This window comes from Alistipes intestinihominis, from assembly GCF_040095975.1.
GTDB classification, from domain to species: Bacteria; Bacteroidota; Bacteroidia; order Bacteroidales; family Rikenellaceae; genus Alistipes; species Alistipes senegalensis.
Genome location: NZ_JBBMFL010000019.1, coordinates 39,689 through 59,944 on the forward strand (window position 1 = coordinate 39,689; position 20,256 = coordinate 59,944).

The 20,256-nt window shown below is 51.6% G+C and carries 14 protein-coding genes and 1 riboswitch; of the genes, 8 read left to right on the plus strand and 6 right to left on the minus strand.

The window, feature by feature from the left end:
* The 6 genes from WMO46_RS13630 to WMO46_RS13655 form a co-directional block, all read right to left on the minus strand.
* Window positions 1-2,058 carry a TonB-dependent receptor gene (locus WMO46_RS13630; protein ID WP_004293585.1) on the minus strand — a complete coding sequence of 686 codons (2,058 nt, stop codon included), beginning with the start codon at window positions 2,056-2,058 and terminating at the stop codon, window positions 1-3.
* Window positions 2,055-2,552 (minus strand): transposase, encoded by a 498-nt coding sequence (locus WMO46_RS13635; RefSeq protein ID WP_004303978.1) that lies wholly within the window; start codon window positions 2,550-2,552, stop codon window positions 2,055-2,057. The genes WMO46_RS13630 and WMO46_RS13635 overlap by 4 nt, the downstream gene beginning before the upstream one ends.
* The gene (locus WMO46_RS13640) at window positions 2,552-3,622 is read right to left on the minus strand and encodes a glutaminyl-peptide cyclotransferase (RefSeq protein ID WP_004293583.1); all 1,071 of its coding nucleotides are present in this window, start codon (window positions 3,620-3,622) and stop codon (window positions 2,552-2,554) included. The genes WMO46_RS13635 and WMO46_RS13640 overlap by 1 nt, the downstream gene beginning before the upstream one ends.
* A 71-nt stretch (window positions 3,623-3,693) precedes the next feature.
* Complete coding sequence (locus WMO46_RS13645; protein WP_004303979.1) at window positions 3,694-5,820, minus strand: receptor L domain-containing protein; 2,127 nt, start codon at window positions 5,818-5,820, stop codon at window positions 3,694-3,696.
* Between the two features lies 1 nt (window position 5,821).
* Window positions 5,822-7,630, minus strand: coding sequence for a PKD-like domain-containing protein (locus WMO46_RS13650; protein WP_004293581.1), 1,809 nt, complete (start codon window positions 7,628-7,630; stop codon window positions 5,822-5,824).
* 53 nt (window positions 7,631-7,683) lie between these two features.
* Window positions 7,684-8,643, minus strand: coding sequence for a DUF4465 domain-containing protein (locus WMO46_RS13655; protein ID WP_004293580.1), 960 nt, complete (start codon window positions 8,641-8,643; stop codon window positions 7,684-7,686).
* A gap of 157 nt (window positions 8,644-8,800) precedes the next feature.
* Window positions 8,801-8,988, minus strand: a riboswitch (cobalamin riboswitch).
* 91 nt (window positions 8,989-9,079) lie between these two features.
* On the opposite strand from WMO46_RS13655, the gene WMO46_RS13660 reads away from it, so the two are divergent.
* The 8 genes from WMO46_RS13660 (at window position 9,080) to WMO46_RS13695 (ending at window position 20,255) form a co-directional block, all read left to right on the plus strand.
* The gene (locus tag WMO46_RS13660) at window positions 9,080-13,849 is read left to right on the plus strand and encodes a hypothetical protein (RefSeq protein WP_004293579.1); all 4,770 of its coding nucleotides are present in this window, start codon (window positions 9,080-9,082) and stop codon (window positions 13,847-13,849) included.
* Between the two features lie 51 nt (window positions 13,850-13,900).
* The gene (locus tag WMO46_RS13665; protein ID WP_004293578.1) at window positions 13,901-14,188 is read left to right on the plus strand and encodes a hypothetical protein; all 288 of its coding nucleotides are present in this window, start codon (window positions 13,901-13,903) and stop codon (window positions 14,186-14,188) included.
* Between the two features lie 5 nt (window positions 14,189-14,193).
* On the plus strand, window positions 14,194-14,517 hold the full coding sequence (locus tag WMO46_RS13670) for a hypothetical protein (RefSeq protein ID WP_004293577.1): 324 nt from the start codon (window positions 14,194-14,196) through the stop codon (window positions 14,515-14,517).
* Between the two features lie 110 nt (window positions 14,518-14,627).
* The gene (locus WMO46_RS13675; protein WP_004293576.1) at window positions 14,628-15,305 is read left to right on the plus strand and encodes a hypothetical protein; all 678 of its coding nucleotides are present in this window, start codon (window positions 14,628-14,630) and stop codon (window positions 15,303-15,305) included.
* Window positions 15,298-16,230 carry a hypothetical protein gene (locus tag WMO46_RS13680; protein ID WP_004293575.1) on the plus strand — a complete coding sequence of 311 codons (933 nt, stop codon included), beginning with the start codon at window positions 15,298-15,300 and terminating at the stop codon, window positions 16,228-16,230. Before WMO46_RS13675 ends, WMO46_RS13680 begins: the two co-directional genes overlap by 8 nt.
* Window positions 16,227-17,120 carry a hypothetical protein gene (locus WMO46_RS13685; RefSeq protein ID WP_004293574.1) on the plus strand — a complete coding sequence of 298 codons (894 nt, stop codon included), beginning with the start codon at window positions 16,227-16,229 and terminating at the stop codon, window positions 17,118-17,120. The genes WMO46_RS13680 and WMO46_RS13685 overlap by 4 nt, the downstream gene beginning before the upstream one ends.
* The gene (locus WMO46_RS13690; protein ID WP_004293571.1) at window positions 17,110-17,676 is read left to right on the plus strand and encodes a hypothetical protein; all 567 of its coding nucleotides are present in this window, start codon (window positions 17,110-17,112) and stop codon (window positions 17,674-17,676) included. Before WMO46_RS13685 ends, WMO46_RS13690 begins: the two co-directional genes overlap by 11 nt.
* The gene (locus tag WMO46_RS13695) at window positions 17,673-20,255 is read left to right on the plus strand and encodes a hypothetical protein (protein WP_004293569.1); all 2,583 of its coding nucleotides are present in this window, start codon (window positions 17,673-17,675) and stop codon (window positions 20,253-20,255) included. The genes WMO46_RS13690 and WMO46_RS13695 overlap by 4 nt, the downstream gene beginning before the upstream one ends.
* The last annotated feature ends 1 nt before the right edge of the window (window position 20,256 follow it).

Genomic DNA, 20,256 nt, shown 5'->3' on the forward strand with positions numbered 1-20,256 from the left:
TTATTTTCTGCTTTTCCCGAATTTCGGGGTGATGCCGATGAAGAACTCGAAGTTGATGCCGGGCATAGGACGCGACAGCACCGAGAGATAGTCCTCGTTGAACAGGTTATTGACGGCAAGTTTCAACTGTACATCCAGCGGTTTGAACGACAGCATTTTCTCCAGTGAGATATTGCTCATGAAATACCGGGGCAGGTGGCCTGTCAGCGTGTAATCGTTGCTCGACATGGTGAAACGTTCCGAGTAGTAAGCCCACTTGTAGAGGAACGCCCACGTCCGCCATGACAGCCGTCCTGTCAGCGAGGCGGAGTGCTCCGGCACGTAAGGCAGTTGTTTTCCCACCGACTGGTCGGCGGGCGACATCTTTTCGCCCTCGTTGATGGAGGGGGTCCACGAATAGGAACCGTTCAGGTCTATCAGCCAGTCCTTTGCCGGCTGCACGGCAAGGTTGGCCTTCACTTCGACACCGTAGGCATGGACTTTCTTCACGTTGCGCGGCGAGAAGAACCCCTTGGTCGTCGGCAGCCAGATGATCCAGTCGTCGATGTAGGAGTCGAACCAGCTTGCGCTGCCGCCCAGTTTATATACCCCCTTTTTGCCGACATCGAAACTCACTCCGGCGTCATAGCTGAAGCCGTGTTCGTTTTTAAGGTCGGGGTTGCCGCCCGGCAGAAAGTAGAGGTCGTTCAAAGTCGGAAAACGATAGTTGCGCGATACGGAGGCTTTCACCATCACGTTCCCTTTGCGCGAAATCAGTCCGTCGATGAAGAATGCCGGGATGAGCGGAGCCCATTTGTCGCCCGACATCTCCTCGCGCAAGACCAGCGACAAGCCCAACGGCTCGACAGGCTGCCATTTGGCCGATACAGAACCGGAGAGCTCGACACGCCCCTTGTCATATCCGACGACGGCTTTGTTGCCATCCTGAAGGATGATGTTCTTGTCTTCGCTGCGCACGAGATGCTGGTACACGGATACGTTCGAGGTGAAGAACCATTTCCTGCCGGGCGAGTATTCCGCTTCCGCCTGTCCGTAGAACGTGTTTATCTTGCTCCGCGAACGGGTCATGGAGGCCCAGTTGTCCGGCGCCACCTCACGACGGTAGTCGTAGGCCATCCACGTATGGATATAACCGCCTTTCACGCCGACTTTCCATTTCTCTTTGATATGGTCCCATGACAGGACACCACGAAACGTCTGCTCCCGCTGGCGGTTCTCGAAGGCGGTCTCATCGCCGTAATCGGTCGTGAGCATCGGCAGTTCCCGGTTGGAGTTGATATACCATGCGTTCAACCCGAAACGGTCGCCTTTCAGGGTGTTGTAATATACCTCCTGCAACAGGTGCAGGTCCTTGAACGAACCCGATCGGTTGCGTTCCTTGGGATGATACTGTCCGATGATGTTCTTCTCCTCGTCGTAGATATTTATCTTCTTGTCGTGGTTGGTGTACTTGTAATCGTTGGGCGACGACGAATAGACCGCGCGGGTCGAGACCTGCCATCGGTCGCTGCCGTAGGTGAAGCGGGCGAACTCGTCGAACGTGCGGAACGACCCGATGCCCTGCACGTATTGGGCATGGAAGCCCTCGCCGACCTGCGGCGTAGTACCGAGTTTGACAAGTCCGCCGAGTCCGCCGCCCGTTTCATTCACCGACGACGTGCCATGAAGCAGCGAGGCCTGATCTATGAAGTAGGACGGTATGGTGGAAAAGTCGGTCATACCCAGCATGGGATTGTTGATGCGCATGCCGTTCCACGTCACCTGCGTGTGGCTGGGCGACGTGCCGCGGAAAGCAACGGTGGAGAGCGTGGCGCGTCCGTAACTCTTGACGAACACGGACGAATTGAACGTCAGAATGTCGGCCATCGATAAGGCAATGTTCTCTTTCAGTGCGAGCGAGTCGAACTTCGTCTTCTGCACGCCGATTTCTTTCATCGGGCGTTTGCCCCACACCGTGACCTCGTCTATCTGGTGGATGCGTCGTGTGATTCCCTGCGCGGACAATACGGACGGACAGACGAGCAGTAGCGAGAAAAGTATGTATTTCGTATAAATCATTTGATTCCGTTTTTAGGGTGGGTATTCGCGGAAAAATGTACCGTGGAGGATGCCGGCACGGACGTTTGATGCGGGTCGAACCCATTCTCTTCAAGCAGTTGTCCGTATTCTTCCTCGAACGAGATCTCCTGATGGATTGTATGCTGCTCCTCGATGTGCCGTCTGAGCCGGTGAAGGTCGCTGAACGACACGCTGAACGAGTCGAATCCGGCAGCCCAACCGGAGAAGTCGGCATATTCCGGGGTTTTCTGGTATACCGTTCCCGTGGCGCCTTTCACCTTGTTCACGATCTTGCTGAAATCCCCGGAATTCGGAATCTCGACAAGTACATGCACGTGGTTGAGAAAGGCATTGGCGGCATGTACGCGGCAACCTTTCCCTGTAAAAATCCGTGTCATCCGCTCGAGCATCAATCCTTTTCCCGTTGTCGGAATCGTCATCTTGCGTCCTTTGGTAACGAAGATGAGATGGTATAGGTGTCGTATCCTGCCCATCACTTCCAACAAAATGCGCCGGGGATTATCCCGACATAGAATTCATCGATCAGTTCACCTTCGGACGAGTAGCGGTAGACAATGCCCTGCTGCTGGTAGTCGATGGCATCGGCCACGTAGACATCGCCACGCACGGGGTCGACGGTCAGGCCGTAATAAATCGTACCGCTGTATTCGAGGAACGGGCGCACGGGAACACGTTCCGCATCCACGTCCATCGACCATATGTCCTTGTTGATCCAGTAGAGCTTGTCGCCCGTACCGTTGAGCTGCACCTCCGAAGGCCAGTCGCCCATCTTGAACTTGAACTGCTTCTCTACGGTGAACGTCTCGGCATCGATGCGGTAGAGAGACGGGGCTTCGTAGCCGTAGGGCGAACCCTCGTACCCACCGTCGGTGATCGTCCACATCTTGTGGTTCTTGTCCATTACCAGCGAGGTGGGCTGGATGCCGACTTTCAGTTCTTCTACCACCTGATCCGTTTCGGTATCGATCTTGATGATGCGGTTTTGGTACGACCAGCAGTTGCAATAGACATATTTGCCATACTGCACCATCTGCTCCGTGGAGCCGCTTTCCATCGTCATGTCCGGCACCTGGATGTAACCGGTGATTTCATATTTCTTGGGGTTGATGATGAAGATGCGGTTGTCCCACAATTGGGTGACATAGGCTTTCTCGTCGCTGAGGAAATGGATATAGCGCGGCGAAGTCAGGTTCGTGATACGGCCCACCTCTTTGAACGTATTGAGGTCGATGGCGAAAATCACGTGGGAATTGTTCACCACGACCCAGCCCTTATTGTCGTGGATGCACATCGATTGCGCCACGTCGCCCAGCTTCATGCCGTTGGCACGGAAGAACACTTCATTCTGCACCTGTTGGGTTTCGGGGTCGTAGTACGACAACGTGGCATTGCCGTACTGGAAGTTGCCCTCGTTGGTGATGAACAACCCGGCTCCGGTAGCGTTGAAATCTTCCACCGCATCTCCGTAGTCCCACTCCATGCAGCCCGCCAGCAACAGCGGCAACCCGCATAGAAGAATGATATGTCGTATCAGATGTTTCATTGGCTTGTTATAAACGGGAAAGAGTACCGGTCTTTCGGCCAGTACCCTGTTCCCTTGTAAAATAATGGGTGTTACTGCTGGGTATAGCGACCGGCTTGCATATCCTCGTAGGTGGGGTTATAACCGCAATTGGTTACAAGCCAGTCTTCTTTCTTGATTTGCTCTTCTTCTACAAAAGATTTGAAGAACGTATAATCAACAAACCGTGTCAACCGGATAAATCGAACTCCTGAGAGTTTTGTTAAAGTTGGCATATTGAAAGTCGTAAGCGATGCTGCATTTGCAGCACAAAGTGTTCCATCAATGGCCTGCAATTTGGGGCATGAAATAGTTTTTACGGCACGAACAGTCATACCAACACCCCCGACATGTTCCAATGACGGAAATGTAAAATCTTTATTTGATGCCATAAAATCTAAAGAACCATATAAAATATTATTAATCACCCCTTCTTTGATATATTGAGGATTGCTTGAACAACCGACTGACTTTAAATTCGTAAAATCATAATCATAGTTAGAAACAGCGTTCAGATTACCGATAATACATAACTGACCTCCGACAATTTCCAATTTCGGGAACGAGATATTGTTTGCCATTGTAGTTTCGATGCTTAAATATCCATCTACACTTACCAAGTTAGGGGCTGAAACGCCTTTTTTTGAACCTCTTATAATTTCCATATTCCCGTAAACTCGTTCAAATTGGAATACAGGATCTGTTGTCATATTGCTAGAATACTTAAAATTCTTAATACTCTTAAAATTCAATTCTGGATCTATTCCAACACTTGAACCGGTAATACCGCTCGGAGCTAGAAACATGCTAACTTGCGACATATCCTCTTTTGTGATAATTTTTGAGAATATAGTCCCGTCTGTAATAGAAATTAAAGGTTCGTTATCCTCAAAAGGTACAAAATTTACTTTGCTCAAATCTAAAATTCGATCAGAACACTCCAATAAACGCAGCAAGGTCAGTCCTCCGAGTTGTTCTAATTTACTCCAATCCGGTAATTTTTTCAAGACTTGGAATTTAGATATTGTCAATGTGCCTTTAACAATCGACAAGTTAGACAGTCCATCTATTTCTTGTAATTTATTATTTCCCGTAGATGTAAAAGCATCGGACGCAATATAACTGGAAACGAGATTAAGGTCGCCGTTTACTACCGATAATTCCGGCAATGAAAGGGTCTCCAACGGAATCGGTATAGAAGCAAAATCCACACTTCCAACTTCTTGTAATTTCGGAAATTCCAAAGAAATCATTTTGCCTAAATTATTAACCCCTAAGCGACCGTTTACTTTTGTCAATTCAGGAATTCTCAAAGATGTGATTTCTCCTCCTGGTTCTCCGTCACTTGTCAGACACTGGAGATCAAAATCCTTTACGACAGTGGTTAATTTAGGGAATTCAAAACTTTGTAGAGATGAAGTCCTGAATATTATATTTCCATCAATCGTTTCAAGGTTGTCGAATTGCACATATGCTACTTGATTGTTGCAGACAACGATGTCGCCAGTAATATGCTGCAAAGATCTCATACTGACCATCTGCAATTTACTGTTGGTCGCAAAGGCAGTTTCAGTTCCTATTTGCAAACCTCCAATTGAAGTGATATTATCAAGTCCCGTAAGATCTTGTCCAACATAACTTTTCCGAATGATGATGTTTCCTTCGACTTCCTTCAATATTTTTAATGCGGCGATATCCGACAATTCTTCTGCATCCTCAGCATCCGACCCGATAATCAAATCACCTTTGATAACCGTTACGTCCGTATCAATGAAAGCCGTAACATCCGCTGTTGTCTTCAATTCCACATCCCCTTCATAGCGAATCTCGTCTTTAATGACTTTATATGTATAATCATTCGCTTCTCCATTGTAAGAGGTTACACGAAACGTTCGTTCCGTATCCCAGTCAGTAATGCTTGCCGGATCGGGAATAATTGTTGCCGAGGATGTGTATTTGAATTCGACTTGAGCATTATTTAACGAAACAGTATATGGAACTGTTATGGTAATTATATTGTCAATTATTTCCGCTGTATAGGATTGACTTGCCACAGTCATCACGACTGATGTGATAAAATTGTCATCGGCATCAGCAGGACTTTCTGGAGTCTGATTATCTTCTGAACATGATAAAAAAAGAAATGGGGCAATGAATAGTAAAAGCCAAAACTGTCTCATATTATTGATTATTAGTTATTGATAAGTCTTCAAATGAAAATACTTCTGTGGATATCTCTCCAAGCCAACCACTTTTCGATAATACTCCACACTGAACTTTGATAAAGTCTATATATTGCAATTTTACTGGAGTCCCGTCATGATATATTGCATTGGCTATTTTGAATCCGTTGCGCTGACCGCTACCATCAATGACATTTCCTCCTACCAGATTATCTGAACCCATATTATCCACATACCCCCACTCATAAGCGTTATTCGCCCAATATCCTGTAACGGGATCTTGATTGTTGCGAGGAGTCAGACGCGTCCCATATAATGTATAGCTATCTTCTTTAATCCAATTGGGATAATAATATTCTTGGCCATGGTATGCATTCATATCGACAGAACCTGAATTACCTTCACTATCTACCCACGGAGTATGTGCTCTGGGTGCAGGTCTATAGTAAGTTACTTCGTAGTCTTGTATTGTACCATCGATGCCGGTTTCAGATCCTTTTAATTCATACCATTCATCGTCTGGCTGGCCATTGCCATTTATATCTTGCATTACCCAAACAATGCCCGGCTCATTTGAGCCACCGCTCGAACTGTTAAAAGCATTTCCTTGTATTGCAAAATCGTATTCTCGGCCACTCGGAGCAATACTATGGTCAAAACCGATGATGATATAACCACCGAAAGATCCCAGTGAAACATGCGCTTTTTTGTTCAATCGTTTCGTTGCATACTCTATGGCTTGTTGGGGCGTCGTTTCATTTCCTATAAATCCGGTATTTTGGGATAACTCATTAATAAACTGTCCGGGAGCAGGAATGAATTCATAAACCTTATCCCAAATACCTGAACTTGTCGCTGTCGCTTGCCGATAGCGTTCTTGTTCCGTTTTTTCTTCACAAATAACCTTAACTGTCGTTGTAATTGAAGTATTACTACGTGTTATGTTACGTGAAAGTGGCTGTGTGTTGGGCATTTTTTCTGTAACAGTAACAGCAACGAAATATTCTCCAGGAGTCGTCGGCGTGAATTTAAAAACCCTGTCGGTAGCGGCTTCCATAATTTTTCCATTGACCTGCCATTGATACTGTGGATAATCGAAATATTCCAGCAAAGGCCGCAAATATACAGGACGCCCTGCAAAAGTATAACGATCCGTAGAAGTTTGTGTATAGGATGGTGTCGGAAACCGTACGGAATAAGGCATTGTTTCCACAACTTCTACGTCGAAATCACGGATTGTTTCTCCGTCTATATTGGATGCCCGGATTGTTATCGAATATGTACCGAGTTCTTTTTCGTGAAACGTATATGCTTTTTCTGTTCCGACGATTTCTCCATCGCGTACCCATTCAATTCTAAAATTTTCAAGATCGTCATGTTGAATATCTGGAGATAAAATATAATCCGTGTTTTGAGGCACTTTTAATCCTTTAGAGGGGATTATGATTGAAATTGTAGGTGGAGTTAACTCCAATACTTCTACTTTTAACTCTTCTTCCGCATAACCCTCTGGTGTATCAACTCGCAATTTGATATATAGATGTTGTTCCTGATTCCATGTATACTTCAATATTGATTCAGATGAAAGAAGTTTTCCATCTACTGTCCATGCATAAAGTGCATTATTCGCATATTTATATGTCGGGGCAATTGTCAGTTCACGCCCAACTTTGATAGTGTAAATGCCAGTCTCACTATCGAGTTCAATTATAGGAGCTTGTTTTATTTCTTCAGTAATTACATCGTTCTTATTACAGCTTGTAATAAAAAACAAAAGTACAAGAATACTAAATATGAAAGCCTTCATAATAAAAAAGGCATAGAACTGAAATCAGTTCTATGCCAAACTATATTAAATTGTTATTCTATTGTAACGTCGTCTATACAAAGATACGCCGGAGTATTGAGTCCATATATAGGATCGACATCAGATCCTTCAAAATTGAATTTTACACTTTGCACATCCGCTACATTAATATCCCAATATGTCCATGTAGTTACGGGGGACACTGTTGGTTTATCATATCGGTAGTCGGCCAACAATTTCGATACAGTGGTGATCAAATTTCCATCTACGTCATAACATTCGATGTTGACTTGGAAATATCCTATATTGTTGCCGTCAGAATCTTTCAGATTACTCAACGGTGTTGCAACACCCGATGTTCCGAACTGATTACCATTTATAATCACACCATAGGTATATGCTGTGTTACAATACCATAAACCCTTGAATTTGCGAGGGGAGTCAAAATAGAATTCAGGTTTGGCCATCCACTCCGTATTTCCGAAATCAGAGTAGCCGTATACAACAGCAAAATTGGAACCGCTGTGACCTGCCCCTGTATTGGCCCCATCTGTGGATGCTGTATTATAGACACTACATTGATTCTCCCAAGTATACCACCAATTAGTTCCAGAAGTCTTGCCGGCAGCAGAATCAGAACGATAATTGTATTTCGACAACGCAATGGCACCACTGGAAAATTCAGTATACGCTCCATAAGAATTGGTTACAGTATTCATGTCGGAGACAAACACAAAATCGGGATCGTATATTTCCCTGATTTGGTTCTCTGCAGTATATCCATAAAGCGTGTAGTAGTTCTCTGCTTTAGGCGAAACCGCCATGAATGTTTCATCGAAGTCATCGAATGTAATGGTTGTAGTGCCATCATCATTAAAGTTGGCTCGGGTTTCGGGAGTTACTGAATCAGTTTGAGGATTCATCAAAAAGTCATCGTCTGAATTACAGCCGGTGAACAGGGCGGTTGCCGTCAACAGGAAAGCTCCCGCCAGAAAGCGTAAATTTCTTTTCATAGCTTACTTGTTTTTTAATAAAACATATTTTTAACAAACACAAAAAATCCCGTTCGCGCAGGTTTACACGAACGGGATTATGTTTGTCTTCAAATATGAGAATGACTCCTACGGCATTCCGTATCTGATCGCAACCCGATTTTCTCCCGCGGGTGTAAATCCTTTTCCGGTCATGGCAGGTCTTCTGACTCGTCCCAGTCGTCGCGCCTTCCCAGCATTACACCAGTGGCAGGTTGCGGCAACCTTGAGGGGACTTACAGCAGCGGGTACTGTCCCGGATTCTCACCGGATTCCCTTTTCATCCGTGGCGGCGAACCGCCCGGAACCATTTCCAATTACAAAAATACAAATATTTTTTATAATAATATCATTTACACGAAAAAAAATCCGCAACCTGCCGGAATCATTCCGCACTATACTTTCAGAAAAAGGTTTCATGGCAAAGATTCTCATCGCCCGGGGACAGGCGACCATCTATGTCCAGAAGGACGGGTATACCATAACCCAGTCTTTGGGTGAATACGTGTTCCCCGCGGATGACACGGGGAAGATTCTCTCGTCCGTCACTCTCACCTCGACCGTACGGGTGATGTGCGGGGACGAGGAACTCACGGCCTTTACCATCGGTGCGGTGGGTAAGCCGGCGGGATTCTCATCCGTTACCGTCAATAACGGCACGAAGACCTTAACCTACGTTATCACCGCCGGTACGACGACCCTCGCCGACCACGGAACAATAGATATTCCCGTGACAATTTCCGGTATTGTCTATCATCTGTCGTTCGTCTGGTCGAAAGCCAAGGCGGGTATCCCGGGCAAGGACGGGGTCGATGCCGACATGCTCGACTGGGTCAAGGAGTGGAATACGGGTAAGACGCTCATCAACGGCAACACGGTCATCACCCCCAAACTCTTTGCGGGCACGAAAAACAGCGACGGCACCGTCTCCGGGATAGCCATAGGCTCGTTTACACTCAATACGAAGACCTCCTCGGGAACGATCGCCGCAGAGGCGGTAAACGGCATCTATGGATTTAGGGATGGCTACAAAACCTTCTATGTAGATAACGGCGGTAACGCCCAGTTGGGTTATGGCGACCAGTATGTCAGGTATAACGCCACGACAGGCAAGGTCGAGTTCGGCAGCGGAGTGAGTCTGAACTGGGTCGGTGCGACCTACATCGACAAGGACGGCGTCTTTACCGGAACACTCTCGGCCGATACGATTAAGACGATTTCCATCAGTGCTTCCCAGATCACATCGGGGATTATCGCTGCGGCACGCATCGACACGGCGGCGTTGAAAGCCTCCTTGATTACCGCCGGAAACATCGAAGCTCTGACCTTGAACGTTACAAAAGGGAAAATCGGCGGCTGGACGGTGGATGCCGACTCCCTTTACCGGGGTACGAAGAACAACACTGTGGGGAGCTGCACCTCTGCCGCAGGTAGCATTACGCTCGGCTCGAACGGTATCCGGGGCTATAAATGGCGGCTGGATGCCTCGGGAGCCGGAGCGGTCGCGGGCGGCAACATCGCGTGGGACGCTTCGGGCAACGTCACGTTCGCCTCGACGGTCAGTGCCTTGTGGACGGCACCTATCGGCTCCCTCACCACGGCTTTGGGCGGCAGCGGCTATCCCAAGCTGACGAAGATCACGGCCGACGGAATCTATACCGGCAGTATCACCGCCTCGCAGATTACCGCAGGAACCATCTCCGCCGACCGCATAGCGGCAGGCAGTATAGCGGCCTCGAAGCTCGATGCCGCCAGCATCAGGTCCTCCATCATCAACACGGACTATATCAACGGCCTGAGCTGTACCTTCACCAAAGGAAAAATCGGCGGCTGGATGATCGGGGCTTCGGCCCTCACTGCCACGCATATCTCGATAGACAGCGGCAACAGACGCATCGCGGTGTACGGGGCCAATTCGGGTGTCGCTAGCGGGCAGCGGGTGCAGCTCTACTACAACAGCGACACGGACTTCGGGCTCTATACCACGGACAGTGCAGGGTACTGCGTGGCACAGCTGGGTTCGAGCAACAGCATAGCCGGCTGGACGATCGACACGACTTCCATTCGCAAGGGCAACGTGTCGCTGGGCAGCGACGGCTCGATCATCAACTCCACGAAATGGAAACTGAACAACGACGGTTCGGGGCAGATCGCCTCGGGCAACATTGCATGGGACACTGCCGGGAACGTTACGTTCGGGGCTTCCGTATCGCTGCAATGGAAGAACGACATCGAAGCGGCCAAGGTTACGAACTTCGGCTATCGATATTACAAGAAACTCATCATCAACGGCGACGAAGCGACCTATTATCCAGTCGTTTTCAAAGGTGGCGACCAGAACATCAAACGTACCATTCTCGTCCGTCGGGGATATGCCGAGCAGGCTCCGGTCTCGTGGAACACATCCACGCACAAAGGAGGTCTGATCGTACTTATCAAAACCAACTTCGGCGGTTGGGGTGGCATTGCCTATTCATGGGATATCTATGACCTTTCCGAGACCTACTGCCGGATGTTCGCCGGGGCGCAGCTGTGCGGCAACTACTGCATGTTCGCCGTCTTCCTGCGTGGCGGCGGCGATACGGGTGCCGTGTACCACCTCTACTCCGACCAGCCGATAGAGAGCAGCAGTTATAGTCCTTCGCCGATTCCGGCAGCTCCGCAAATCGCTTACGGCAACGACCTTATCTTCCAGAGCGGTTCCACACAAGCCTATGCCCCCGCGCCGCGCACCCTCACGGCTGCCGTCGAGGAGGAGATCCGCCGCCATCGGTTCATTGCTCTGGCGCAAAGCACGGACAGCACGCTTGCGGCGCACCCGCTGACCTATATCGGCTCGACAGGGATTTACACGGGCACCCTTACCGCGGCGCAGGTCAACGCCGTGGCGATCGATGCCGGCAGTATCAAGACGGGAACACTTTCGGCAGACCGTATCGCCGCGGGCAGCATCAGCGCCTCGAAACTCGATGCCGTGGGTATCAAGTCGTCCATTATCAATACCGATTACATCAACGGTCTCAGCTGCACGTTCACGAAGGGCAAGATCGGCGGTTTCTCCATCGGCAGTGACAACATGACCATAGGGAACGTCGGAGCTGTGGGTGCCATCCCGTTGCAAATCCGTTCCGCCTCCACGGGCAGCGGTTACTGGTACACGGGAGCCTACAAGCCGCTGGGTATATGCCTTACGTGGTATCAGAGCAGCAATGCAGGGCATATCGTCCTCGGGCAGGTGGCGGCATCCGGCAACAGTGTCAAGACCGGATTCATAGGTCTTCAGATGATGTCATGGGACAATCTGGAATACTTCTGCCTCTCGGTGAACTATACCAAAAGCGGCAGCAAGGAGGTATACAACCGTATCGCGGGGTGGGCCTTCGACCACAACCATATCTGGAAAAACAACATCTCGCTGGGCAGCGACGGATCTATCGCCAACTCCACGAAATGGAGTCTGAACAACGACGGGTCTGGGCACATAGCCTCGGGTAATATCTCATGGAATGCCGCCGGCACGGTTACCTTTGCCGCATCCGTATCCGCCCAGTGGACTACGGGCATCACGACGGCGCAGGAACTCGCTTCGGCCATGGCGTTCGGGAAGATGCTCTACCGCGACCCGACTTTCTGGAACGGAAACAACGGTGTCGTGGTTTACAACAACTCCCAGAACGGTATGGTGACCGTTACCCGGCAGCAGGATGCCACGGCACCCAATGACAGCAAGTATGTCCTGAAAATCCAGACCAGCGGCAGTGCCAGCCCTCGCAACGGAGGCTTCTATTTCGGGGCGAAATGCGGTTACCGCAAGGTGCTCGTCGCCCGCATTATCGCCAAGATCCCCGCCGGCAGAAATCTCTGTTGGGCGACGAACAGCGTCGGCACGGGAGGTTCGCACCGGTGGCTTACGTCGAACGCCGGCACGGGCGACTGGAAAGAATACGTCTACAAGGTCGTGTGCGGCACCGCCGATTTTTCCAGCACCCATTTCTTCTACGTGGACGGCACGCAGGGGACTTCCGATACGCCTGTCATCTGGTATGTGGCCTATGCCACGGTCTTCGACCTTACCTCCACGGAGAAATACACGACCACCATCGATGCCAACGGCATTTACACGGGAACCGTACGCGCCAACCAGATTATCGTGGATTCCGCCCTGACTGTCGGAGGGAGCAGCTATAACGGCAGCATCTCCGTCAAGGATGCGAACAATAGCGTAAAGGTCACGCTGGACAGGAACGGTATCACGGCCGTGAGCGGCAAGATCGGCGGCTGGATTCTCGGAACAAGCGCCCTGACCGCTTCGGCTCCGGCCTCGGGGCACCGCATCGTTATGGGGGCTTCAGGATATATTTACCACGACAACCCTTCCACCGGAGTAAACTATTGGGCGCTGAACACGGACGGTTCCGCCACGTTCGGGTGCGGGAAAATCTCCTTTGCCAATGACGGATCGGGTTATCTGGCCAACCAGAATATCAAATGGGACGCCTCGGGAAATGTCACGATGACGGGCACCATCAACGCCAATGCCGGCACCATCGGGGGATTCGTCATCGGTCAGGGGCGCATCGGCTCGACGGCGACAGGAACCGGCTCAGGCGGCGGCCTTGCCATCTACGACGACCTGTTCCGCGTGGGGGACACCATTTCGTATGTCCTGTTCGGCAGCAACACCATACCGGCATCCGCCGGCGGATCATGTGCCACCGGACGTATTGTGAACAACAAGGTGAACAGCATCTTTAATAACAACTACGGGCTTTATATCGATGTCAAAAACGGTAACCGTAACTACGGAATATGGTCCAATGCCTCTGTTATAGCCCCTGCCTGCATCGGCAACAAGATCAAGAATGTCTATTTCACAGGCAGCGGTTACACGATCGATTTCTCGCAGTTCAACATCTTTTTCGTTTATGCCAACCAGAAGTACAGCGTGACCCTGCCGTCGGCATCGTCCGTGGCCACCATGTTCGGTTACTCGACTCTGCCGTCGGACTTCGCCTGCATATTTACCCTAATTTACAACTACAACTGGGGGAATAGCCTTGTATTCACCAATATCCGTAACCACAACGGGGATCTTGCCAGTTACACGTTAGCCAAGGGAGACTCCATTACGGTATTGTGCGCCAATTACCCCTCGTTCCATTACCAGATATTAAATCACTCTTATTAAAAACTTTTCTGCTGGGAATATCCCTACACTTAATAAAAACAGAAGCGAATTATGAACATCACCAACGTAACGGTAACCAAGGTTGCCGAAGAGAGCACGGAGAATGCCGACTACCAGTTGGAATATTCCATCGTCAATGACGCGCTGACCCGCGTCCACGCCTCCATCCGCAAGAAGGATACGGATGGCTCGGGGAACGCTCCGCAGATAGGTATCATCTACATGGAACAAGGCGTTATTTCATGCAACATTCCTATGGGAGAGCCGCTTGCACCCCTGTTTCATGATTTCGATACCATGATCGACGAAATAAAAAAGAGTAACGTACAAAATGCATAAATAATATGGAACTGTCAGTCAAAGACCGCCTTTACCTGCCGTCCTTTTTGCCGGCACGGGGCAACTTCAAGGACTTCAACCTCAAAAAAGAGATTCTGCGCAAGATCGCCATTCCGGACGAGGAGCGCAAAGCCATCGGTCTTCACGAGAATGCCGAGGACAAGCGCATCGAATGGGATGTGGAGAAGGAGAAACCGCTTGCCGTGGAGTTCTCGGGGGACGAGATGGAGTATCTCCGGAAAGCCTGCGAACGCATCTCGGACGAGGAGCTTCCGGACGATATGTGGGCTACCGTGTCGCGCATCTACGATTTCATTCAGGAGAAGTAAACCATCCTTTCTTTCTGCCGCTACTCTTTTGAAAAGAGTGCCCGGTCGTACTCTGATGTATGGTCGGGCTTTTTGTTGAAGTATCGTTCATGGCAAGACAGGACATAACAATGGACGCCGAATACGGTGAGGTGGAGACTTCCGGCAATATCGCCGGCAAGAGTTTCTACGACTTCCGCCTGCTCGATGCCGTCGCGGGTGCGGACAACGACACCTTCCGCTACGGAGAGATTACCGTCCCCGTCGGCTTCGTGTACACGTATAACGACGGCAAAGGGTTCCATGTCAGGATTCCCTATACGCCCGACATGCGCCGCCTGACGGTCCGTCTGGTTATGGAAAGCGGTTCGGGCGGCACGGAGTACCTGAGAAATCCTGCGACGGGCAAACATTGGTTTCCCGTCGTGGCGGAGACGGAAGCCGGCACGGCCGATATCGCCCTGGCCGCATTTTTCTCCCTCAATGAGAAGGGAGTCTACAACCTGCTGTCACGGGACGGTTACCTTGCCGTGTACAGCGGCTCAGAGACCGACTTCGAAATAGGAGCCGCCAAAGCCCAGAACGAGACGTTTCTGCTGAAAGCTTCAGCCGGAAATCTCTACCAACATTCTACGACAGGTGTCGGCCTCGTCGACTACCTGCATTCGAGTCTGGAAAACAACGGTCTTGCCGCCAAACTGCAGTCGGAATTCCTGTCGGACAAGGTCGTCATCAAGAATGCCTATATGGATTCTGCCACGGGAGAGCTGCTTTTAGAAACCGAGGAAAAGGAGGAGAACGATGGGTAAGTACAGGGTCGTAGCCGGACAGAATATCTACGATGTGGCCCTGTACCTGTACGGCAGCATCGAGGGAGTCGTGGATTTGCTCATCAACAACCCCGATCTCTCCTTCGCCACGACATTGACTGCCGGCCGGGAACTTGTCTACACGGACGATTTCGTTATCCGCGCCGATGTAGTCGCCTATAACGGGTTGCACGGCATCGTCCCCGCTAACGGTGAACGGCATGTCTATCCCAAAACGTTCACCTTGCCGCTTGCTGTCGTCCTCACGCTCGCTGCCGGGATCATCACCGTGCAGTGTGCCGTTTCCGGTGCGGGACAGCTGGAAATCGACTGGGGCGACAACAGCGACACCGAGACCGTCCTCCTCGCGGACACGCCGCAGCTGCTCACCCATACCTTCGACAACAAAGTCAGGGACAGGCGTCGTATCCGTTGGTTTACCGATGCCTGCTTCCGGAGTATCGACTGGAGCGGGCTCAAACCGCGGTCGTTGGTACTGGTGCAGACACTGCCGGTGGAGGAGCTGACGCTCACGCACGCCACACTCTCCTTGGAGAGCCTGCGGCTGCTTTCCGGAACCTACAGCCTGAACCTGTCGAATTGCGCGTTGGCCGATCTTGCACCGCTTGCCGAATGCCGGGAACTGATGACACTCGACCTCTCCGCCGCCCGACTGAAACCGACAGTCATAGATCATTACCTGACAACCCTTGTGGAACATTACGGCGACCGACGGAATTGCACGGTCATTTTACCTACAGCCCCGACGGGAACCTATCGGGAGCCGGACCGGGATACCGAAACGGGGCGCTACCGTATCGCCTCGGGCATGGAAGCCGTATGGGTCATCCTGCACGAGGAGGCCTGGAATGAGGGTGGCGCGTGGAAATTCATTATCGACGATATAACCTATACAGTGGAATGAGCCGGACGATTAAGGAGATATACAATGAAGCCGTGCAGGAACGCAACCGGCGGCTGGAACTGACGGAGTTCGCCAGCGACTCGAAGCTGTCTGTCATGAACGGTATCCTATGGACCGTAGCCGCTGTCATCTACAGTTTCGAGACGCTGCTTGATGTCTTCGCGGTGGATATCTCGGAAGCCATCAACAACCGGATCAACGGCACGCCGGACTACTACGCCAATGCGCTGCTGCAATACCAGCAGGGCGACGAGCTGACCGTCCGCGAGGACGGACTGGCTTTCGGGTATGCCCAGGTCGATGAGACCAAACGCATCATTACGCAGGTCTCCTATGTGGAGAGCACGGACGACAGCAACCTCGACAGCAAGCTGGTACTGAAAATCGCTACCGGCACGAAAGGACATCTGGAAGCTATTCCCGCCGAGGAGCTGGTGCCCATCAATGCCTATATCGGCAAGCTGAAATTCGCCGGCACACGCATCGAGGTCATCTCGACCAAAGGCGACGTGCTGGTGCCGCGTCTTACGGTCTTCTACGATGGTGCCGTTCCCGAGGCGGAGATGTACGACAGCATCGAGACCCGTATCCGGGACTACATTATGGGCATCGACTTCGACGCTGCGGTCTATGTCTCCCGCCTGACGGATGCCATACGCCGTGCCGAACACGTTACAGACGTCTATATCGACGAGACGGCAATCCCCGAGCAGGGCGTGTTTATTGCTTGCCACGATACGGACGGGCAAATCCAGCCCCTGCAACGTGTCGGCCGCATGACATACACCGCCTCGGGCTACCTGAAAGAGTCCTCGCGCAAGGACGAGGAGTCGGAACTGCCGACCTTCCGGGAAGCCATCACGCTCAAAGTCGAAAACCATGAGATATAAGCTGCCCATAGACCGTTCGGTGAACCGGCTCGTGCCGCACTACCTGTCGGGACGGCGGTTCATCCTCTTCGTGCAGAGCTGCCTCTATCCCTTGCAAAGCCTGAACGAACGGTTCCGTACGTTTGCACGGGAACGGCATATCGAGGCGCGCATGACCTCACAGGTCATCTATTTCGAGTGGTTCCTGAACTACCGGTTCGGTAAATACATCAAGGACGGCAAGGACCGCATCTTCATCAAGGACAGCACGAGTGTCGGTGTGGACCTGTACCACGAAGGGGCGGAATACCAGCGTCCTTTCACCGTATGGTACAACGGGGAACAGGTTACAACGGACAATGAGGCGGAACGCCCCCGTCCGTTCTACCTGCTGGCGGAAGAGAAGCTGATCAACAAGGTCAGCTTCATGGTCTGCGTCCCGCCCGTCACCATACCTCCGCGGGAACTGGTCTATATGCTTTCCTATGTGGTGAACACCTATAAGACAGCAGGCAAGACCTACCTGATCAAGATCGACGAAGACGAATACACCCCCAATAAGAATACAGGACAATGAAAGAATATATTGCGGAAACCGGCGGACGGTATACCTACTCGGACGATATCCTGAACTTGCAGGAACTGGCTCTCAGCATGAGTGCCGTTTTTGACGGCTGCTCGGACTTCATCATCTCCGGATGCGAGATCGAGGGTCCCCGCGTCTCCCCGGGTTATGTCTGGCTCGGCGGAAAGGTACGCCGTTTCGACGGCTGCGCCGATGCTGTCTATCCCTATTATATATACGAAATCAACCGGCATGAATCGGTGGTCTACGCCAATGAGGTCAACAAGCGCGGGCGTACCTGTTATCTCTGTGCCGGAGCCAAGGCTGTCCCGGATACGGTCGATCCGGTTACTGACAAACTGCCGGCGGCCATCGAGGTGACGGAGAGCTATGCACCCCGGTTCATCGACAAGTTCTTCGGCCGCTATGCTGTCCTGCTCGATACACCTTTTGCCCGGCAGACCGTCAAGAAGGATCTGGTGCTGGCCGGAACGTTCACCGGGCAGAAAGAAATCAGCTCCAAGACCGCCGTCTCCGTCAGCGGCGGGAACGGCTACATGCTCAAAGGCATCGTCAAGGCGGACGGCCATGCCGCCATCGGTGCCTACCTGCACGGTCTGCTTGTCAACGAGATTGTCATCCGGACGGACGGCACGTTCAGTTTCATGAAACAAGGCAAGGAACTGGCCAGGGTTACGGAAGACGGCATATCCTGCGGTACTTCGCTGAATGAAAACGCCCGGATCGGGGCTGTCCGCATCAAGGGATACGACATCTATAACACCTCGGATGTGACGGATGAGGGTTGTATCCGTATCAATTACCACGGCACGGAGGGCGGCGGAACAAAATACCGTGACTTTGCCGTGCATGACGGAAAAGCCTGCACCACACCTGTTTTGAAAGTCATCGGGCGTACCGCCACCCTGCAGGTCGGCGGACTGCTCTCCCTGCAAAGCACCGGACGGGGTATCGATATTCAGAATACCGCCTATACGAAAGACAATGCCAGGCTGACAAACCTGATTACCTGGCGCGACAGTGCCGCCGCGCTGCTCGCCACCGTCGGCTTCGACACCGCTGACAGTTTCCGTTTTGCGCTGAGGAACGCTCTGGGCGACATCGTGCTTGCCCCTTTGGGAGCGGTGGATGTGCTCGGTACGCTTAAAATCAACGGAAAATCCGTGTCCGACACCTATGTGACCGTCAGGGCCTTTACGGAGGCGATGGGAAAGAAAGTGGATGTGGTAGAAGGCAAACAGCTCTCTACCGAAGACTTCACGACCGAATACAGGAAGAAACTGGCGGCTATCACTACCGGAGAACTGACGGAGGGCGGCGAAGGTTATGTCACATCGGGAACCGTCGCGGCGGCTTTGAAAATGAAACTCTCCGCCGACGGGAACCTTTCCGATGTCATGGACAAGGCTGCCGCCCGGAAGAATATCGATGTCTATTCCAAAGCGGAAGCCGGGGAGGTATTTCTGGAAATCTCCGAAGGATTGAAGGAGCTGGTGCGCCTGACGGCGGACGAGATCAGCGGGCTGACGGCAGAGGAAGCCGCCGAACTGAAAGCAAAGCGGCAGGCGGCCGTCAGGGATACCCTCGATGCCGAAAAGAAAGGTACCGGGGAGCTGAAACTGGCCAAGACCTCGAACCTGTCCGACCTTCCGGACAAGGGCAAGGCACGCAAGAACCTCGAAGTCTATTCCACGGCCGAGATAGACCGGATGATGGACGGCAAGCTCGGGACTGACTCCGCTTACGAGGGCATTGTCTTCACACCCGAACTCAGGGACAAACTGCTGGAAATCAAGACCGGTTCGTTCGCCTACATAGATGAAGGCGGCATTTCGCACGCGCAGGTCGAGGGATACGTGATGACCTCGCAGGTTGTCAGGGAACTCAAGAAAAAGGCGGAGCGGCTGATGGGCGGCTACAACGCTTCCGAAAAGGATACCATCGCCACCAACCTGAACCTGTATACCAAGGCCGGGGCGGACGCCCGCTTCGCCGCGCTTGAAAACCTGTTCCAGGATTACATCGACTTTTTGACCGGGCAAGGAAAATCCCCCATGGAAGCCCGGCAGCTCCTGCGGAACAAGTTGGACGTGCTGTCCAAAGACGAAATCGTCAAGGACTACCTGCGCAAGGACGGCAAACTTTCCGACCTGTCCTTGCCGACAGCGGAGGCGAAACGGCAGGCCTGCCGCGCTATCGGAGCCGCCTATGCGGAAGAATACCAGCCCCTGCTGGCGGATACGGGATGGATGCACATGGAGAACAGCGGCTCGGGAACAGATACCCAGGGGCTGTTTATCCGCCAGATCGGGAATATCGTGTCCATACAGGGGTATATCAATACCGCACGCAGGGACGGCAGCAACTGGGGCGGCATCGTTGCCGTCATCCCGAACAAGATACAGCCCCCGAGATACAGCGTGCGCTGCAGCGCCGCTGACTGGAACGATGACCACAAGTACAACCGGGGCTCCTCGTTCACCATCTACGGCGGTTCGCGCAGGATACAGCTTTACGAGCGCGGTATGTACAATGTCAATGTAGAACTCAACTTCACCTATTTTGTATAGT

Coding starts and splice junctions, on each gene's coding strand:
- WMO46_RS13670 (WP_004293577.1), top strand. CDS start 14,194: ATGGAACTGTCAGTCAAAGACCGCCTTTACCTGCCGTCCTTTTTGCCG.
- WMO46_RS13675 (WP_004293576.1), top strand. CDS start 14,628: ATGGACGCCGAATACGGTGAGGTGGAGACTTCCGGCAATATCGCCGGC.
- WMO46_RS13650 (WP_004293581.1), bottom strand. CDS start 7,630: ATGAAGGCTTTCATATTTAGTATTCTTGTACTTTTGTTTTTTATTACA.
- WMO46_RS13695 (WP_004293569.1), top strand. CDS start 17,673: ATGAAAGAATATATTGCGGAAACCGGCGGACGGTATACCTACTCGGAC.
- WMO46_RS13685 (WP_004293574.1), top strand. CDS start 16,227: ATGAGCCGGACGATTAAGGAGATATACAATGAAGCCGTGCAGGAACGC.
- WMO46_RS13645 (WP_004303979.1), bottom strand. CDS start 5,820: ATGAGACAGTTTTGGCTTTTACTATTCATTGCCCCATTTCTTTTTTTA.
- WMO46_RS13665 (WP_004293578.1), top strand. CDS start 13,901: ATGAACATCACCAACGTAACGGTAACCAAGGTTGCCGAAGAGAGCACG.
- WMO46_RS13660 (WP_004293579.1), top strand. CDS start 9,080: ATGGCAAAGATTCTCATCGCCCGGGGACAGGCGACCATCTATGTCCAG.
- WMO46_RS13680 (WP_004293575.1), top strand. CDS start 15,298: ATGGGTAAGTACAGGGTCGTAGCCGGACAGAATATCTACGATGTGGCC.
- WMO46_RS13690 (WP_004293571.1), top strand. CDS start 17,110: ATGAGATATAAGCTGCCCATAGACCGTTCGGTGAACCGGCTCGTGCCG.
- WMO46_RS13635 (WP_004303978.1), bottom strand. CDS start 2,552: ATGGGCAGGATACGACACCTATACCATCTCATCTTCGTTACCAAAGGA.
- WMO46_RS13655 (WP_004293580.1), bottom strand. CDS start 8,643: ATGAAAAGAAATTTACGCTTTCTGGCGGGAGCTTTCCTGTTGACGGCA.
- WMO46_RS13640 (WP_004293583.1), bottom strand. CDS start 3,622: ATGAAACATCTGATACGACATATCATTCTTCTATGCGGGTTGCCGCTG.
- WMO46_RS13630 (WP_004293585.1), bottom strand. CDS start 2,058: ATGATTTATACGAAATACATACTTTTCTCGCTACTGCTCGTCTGTCCG.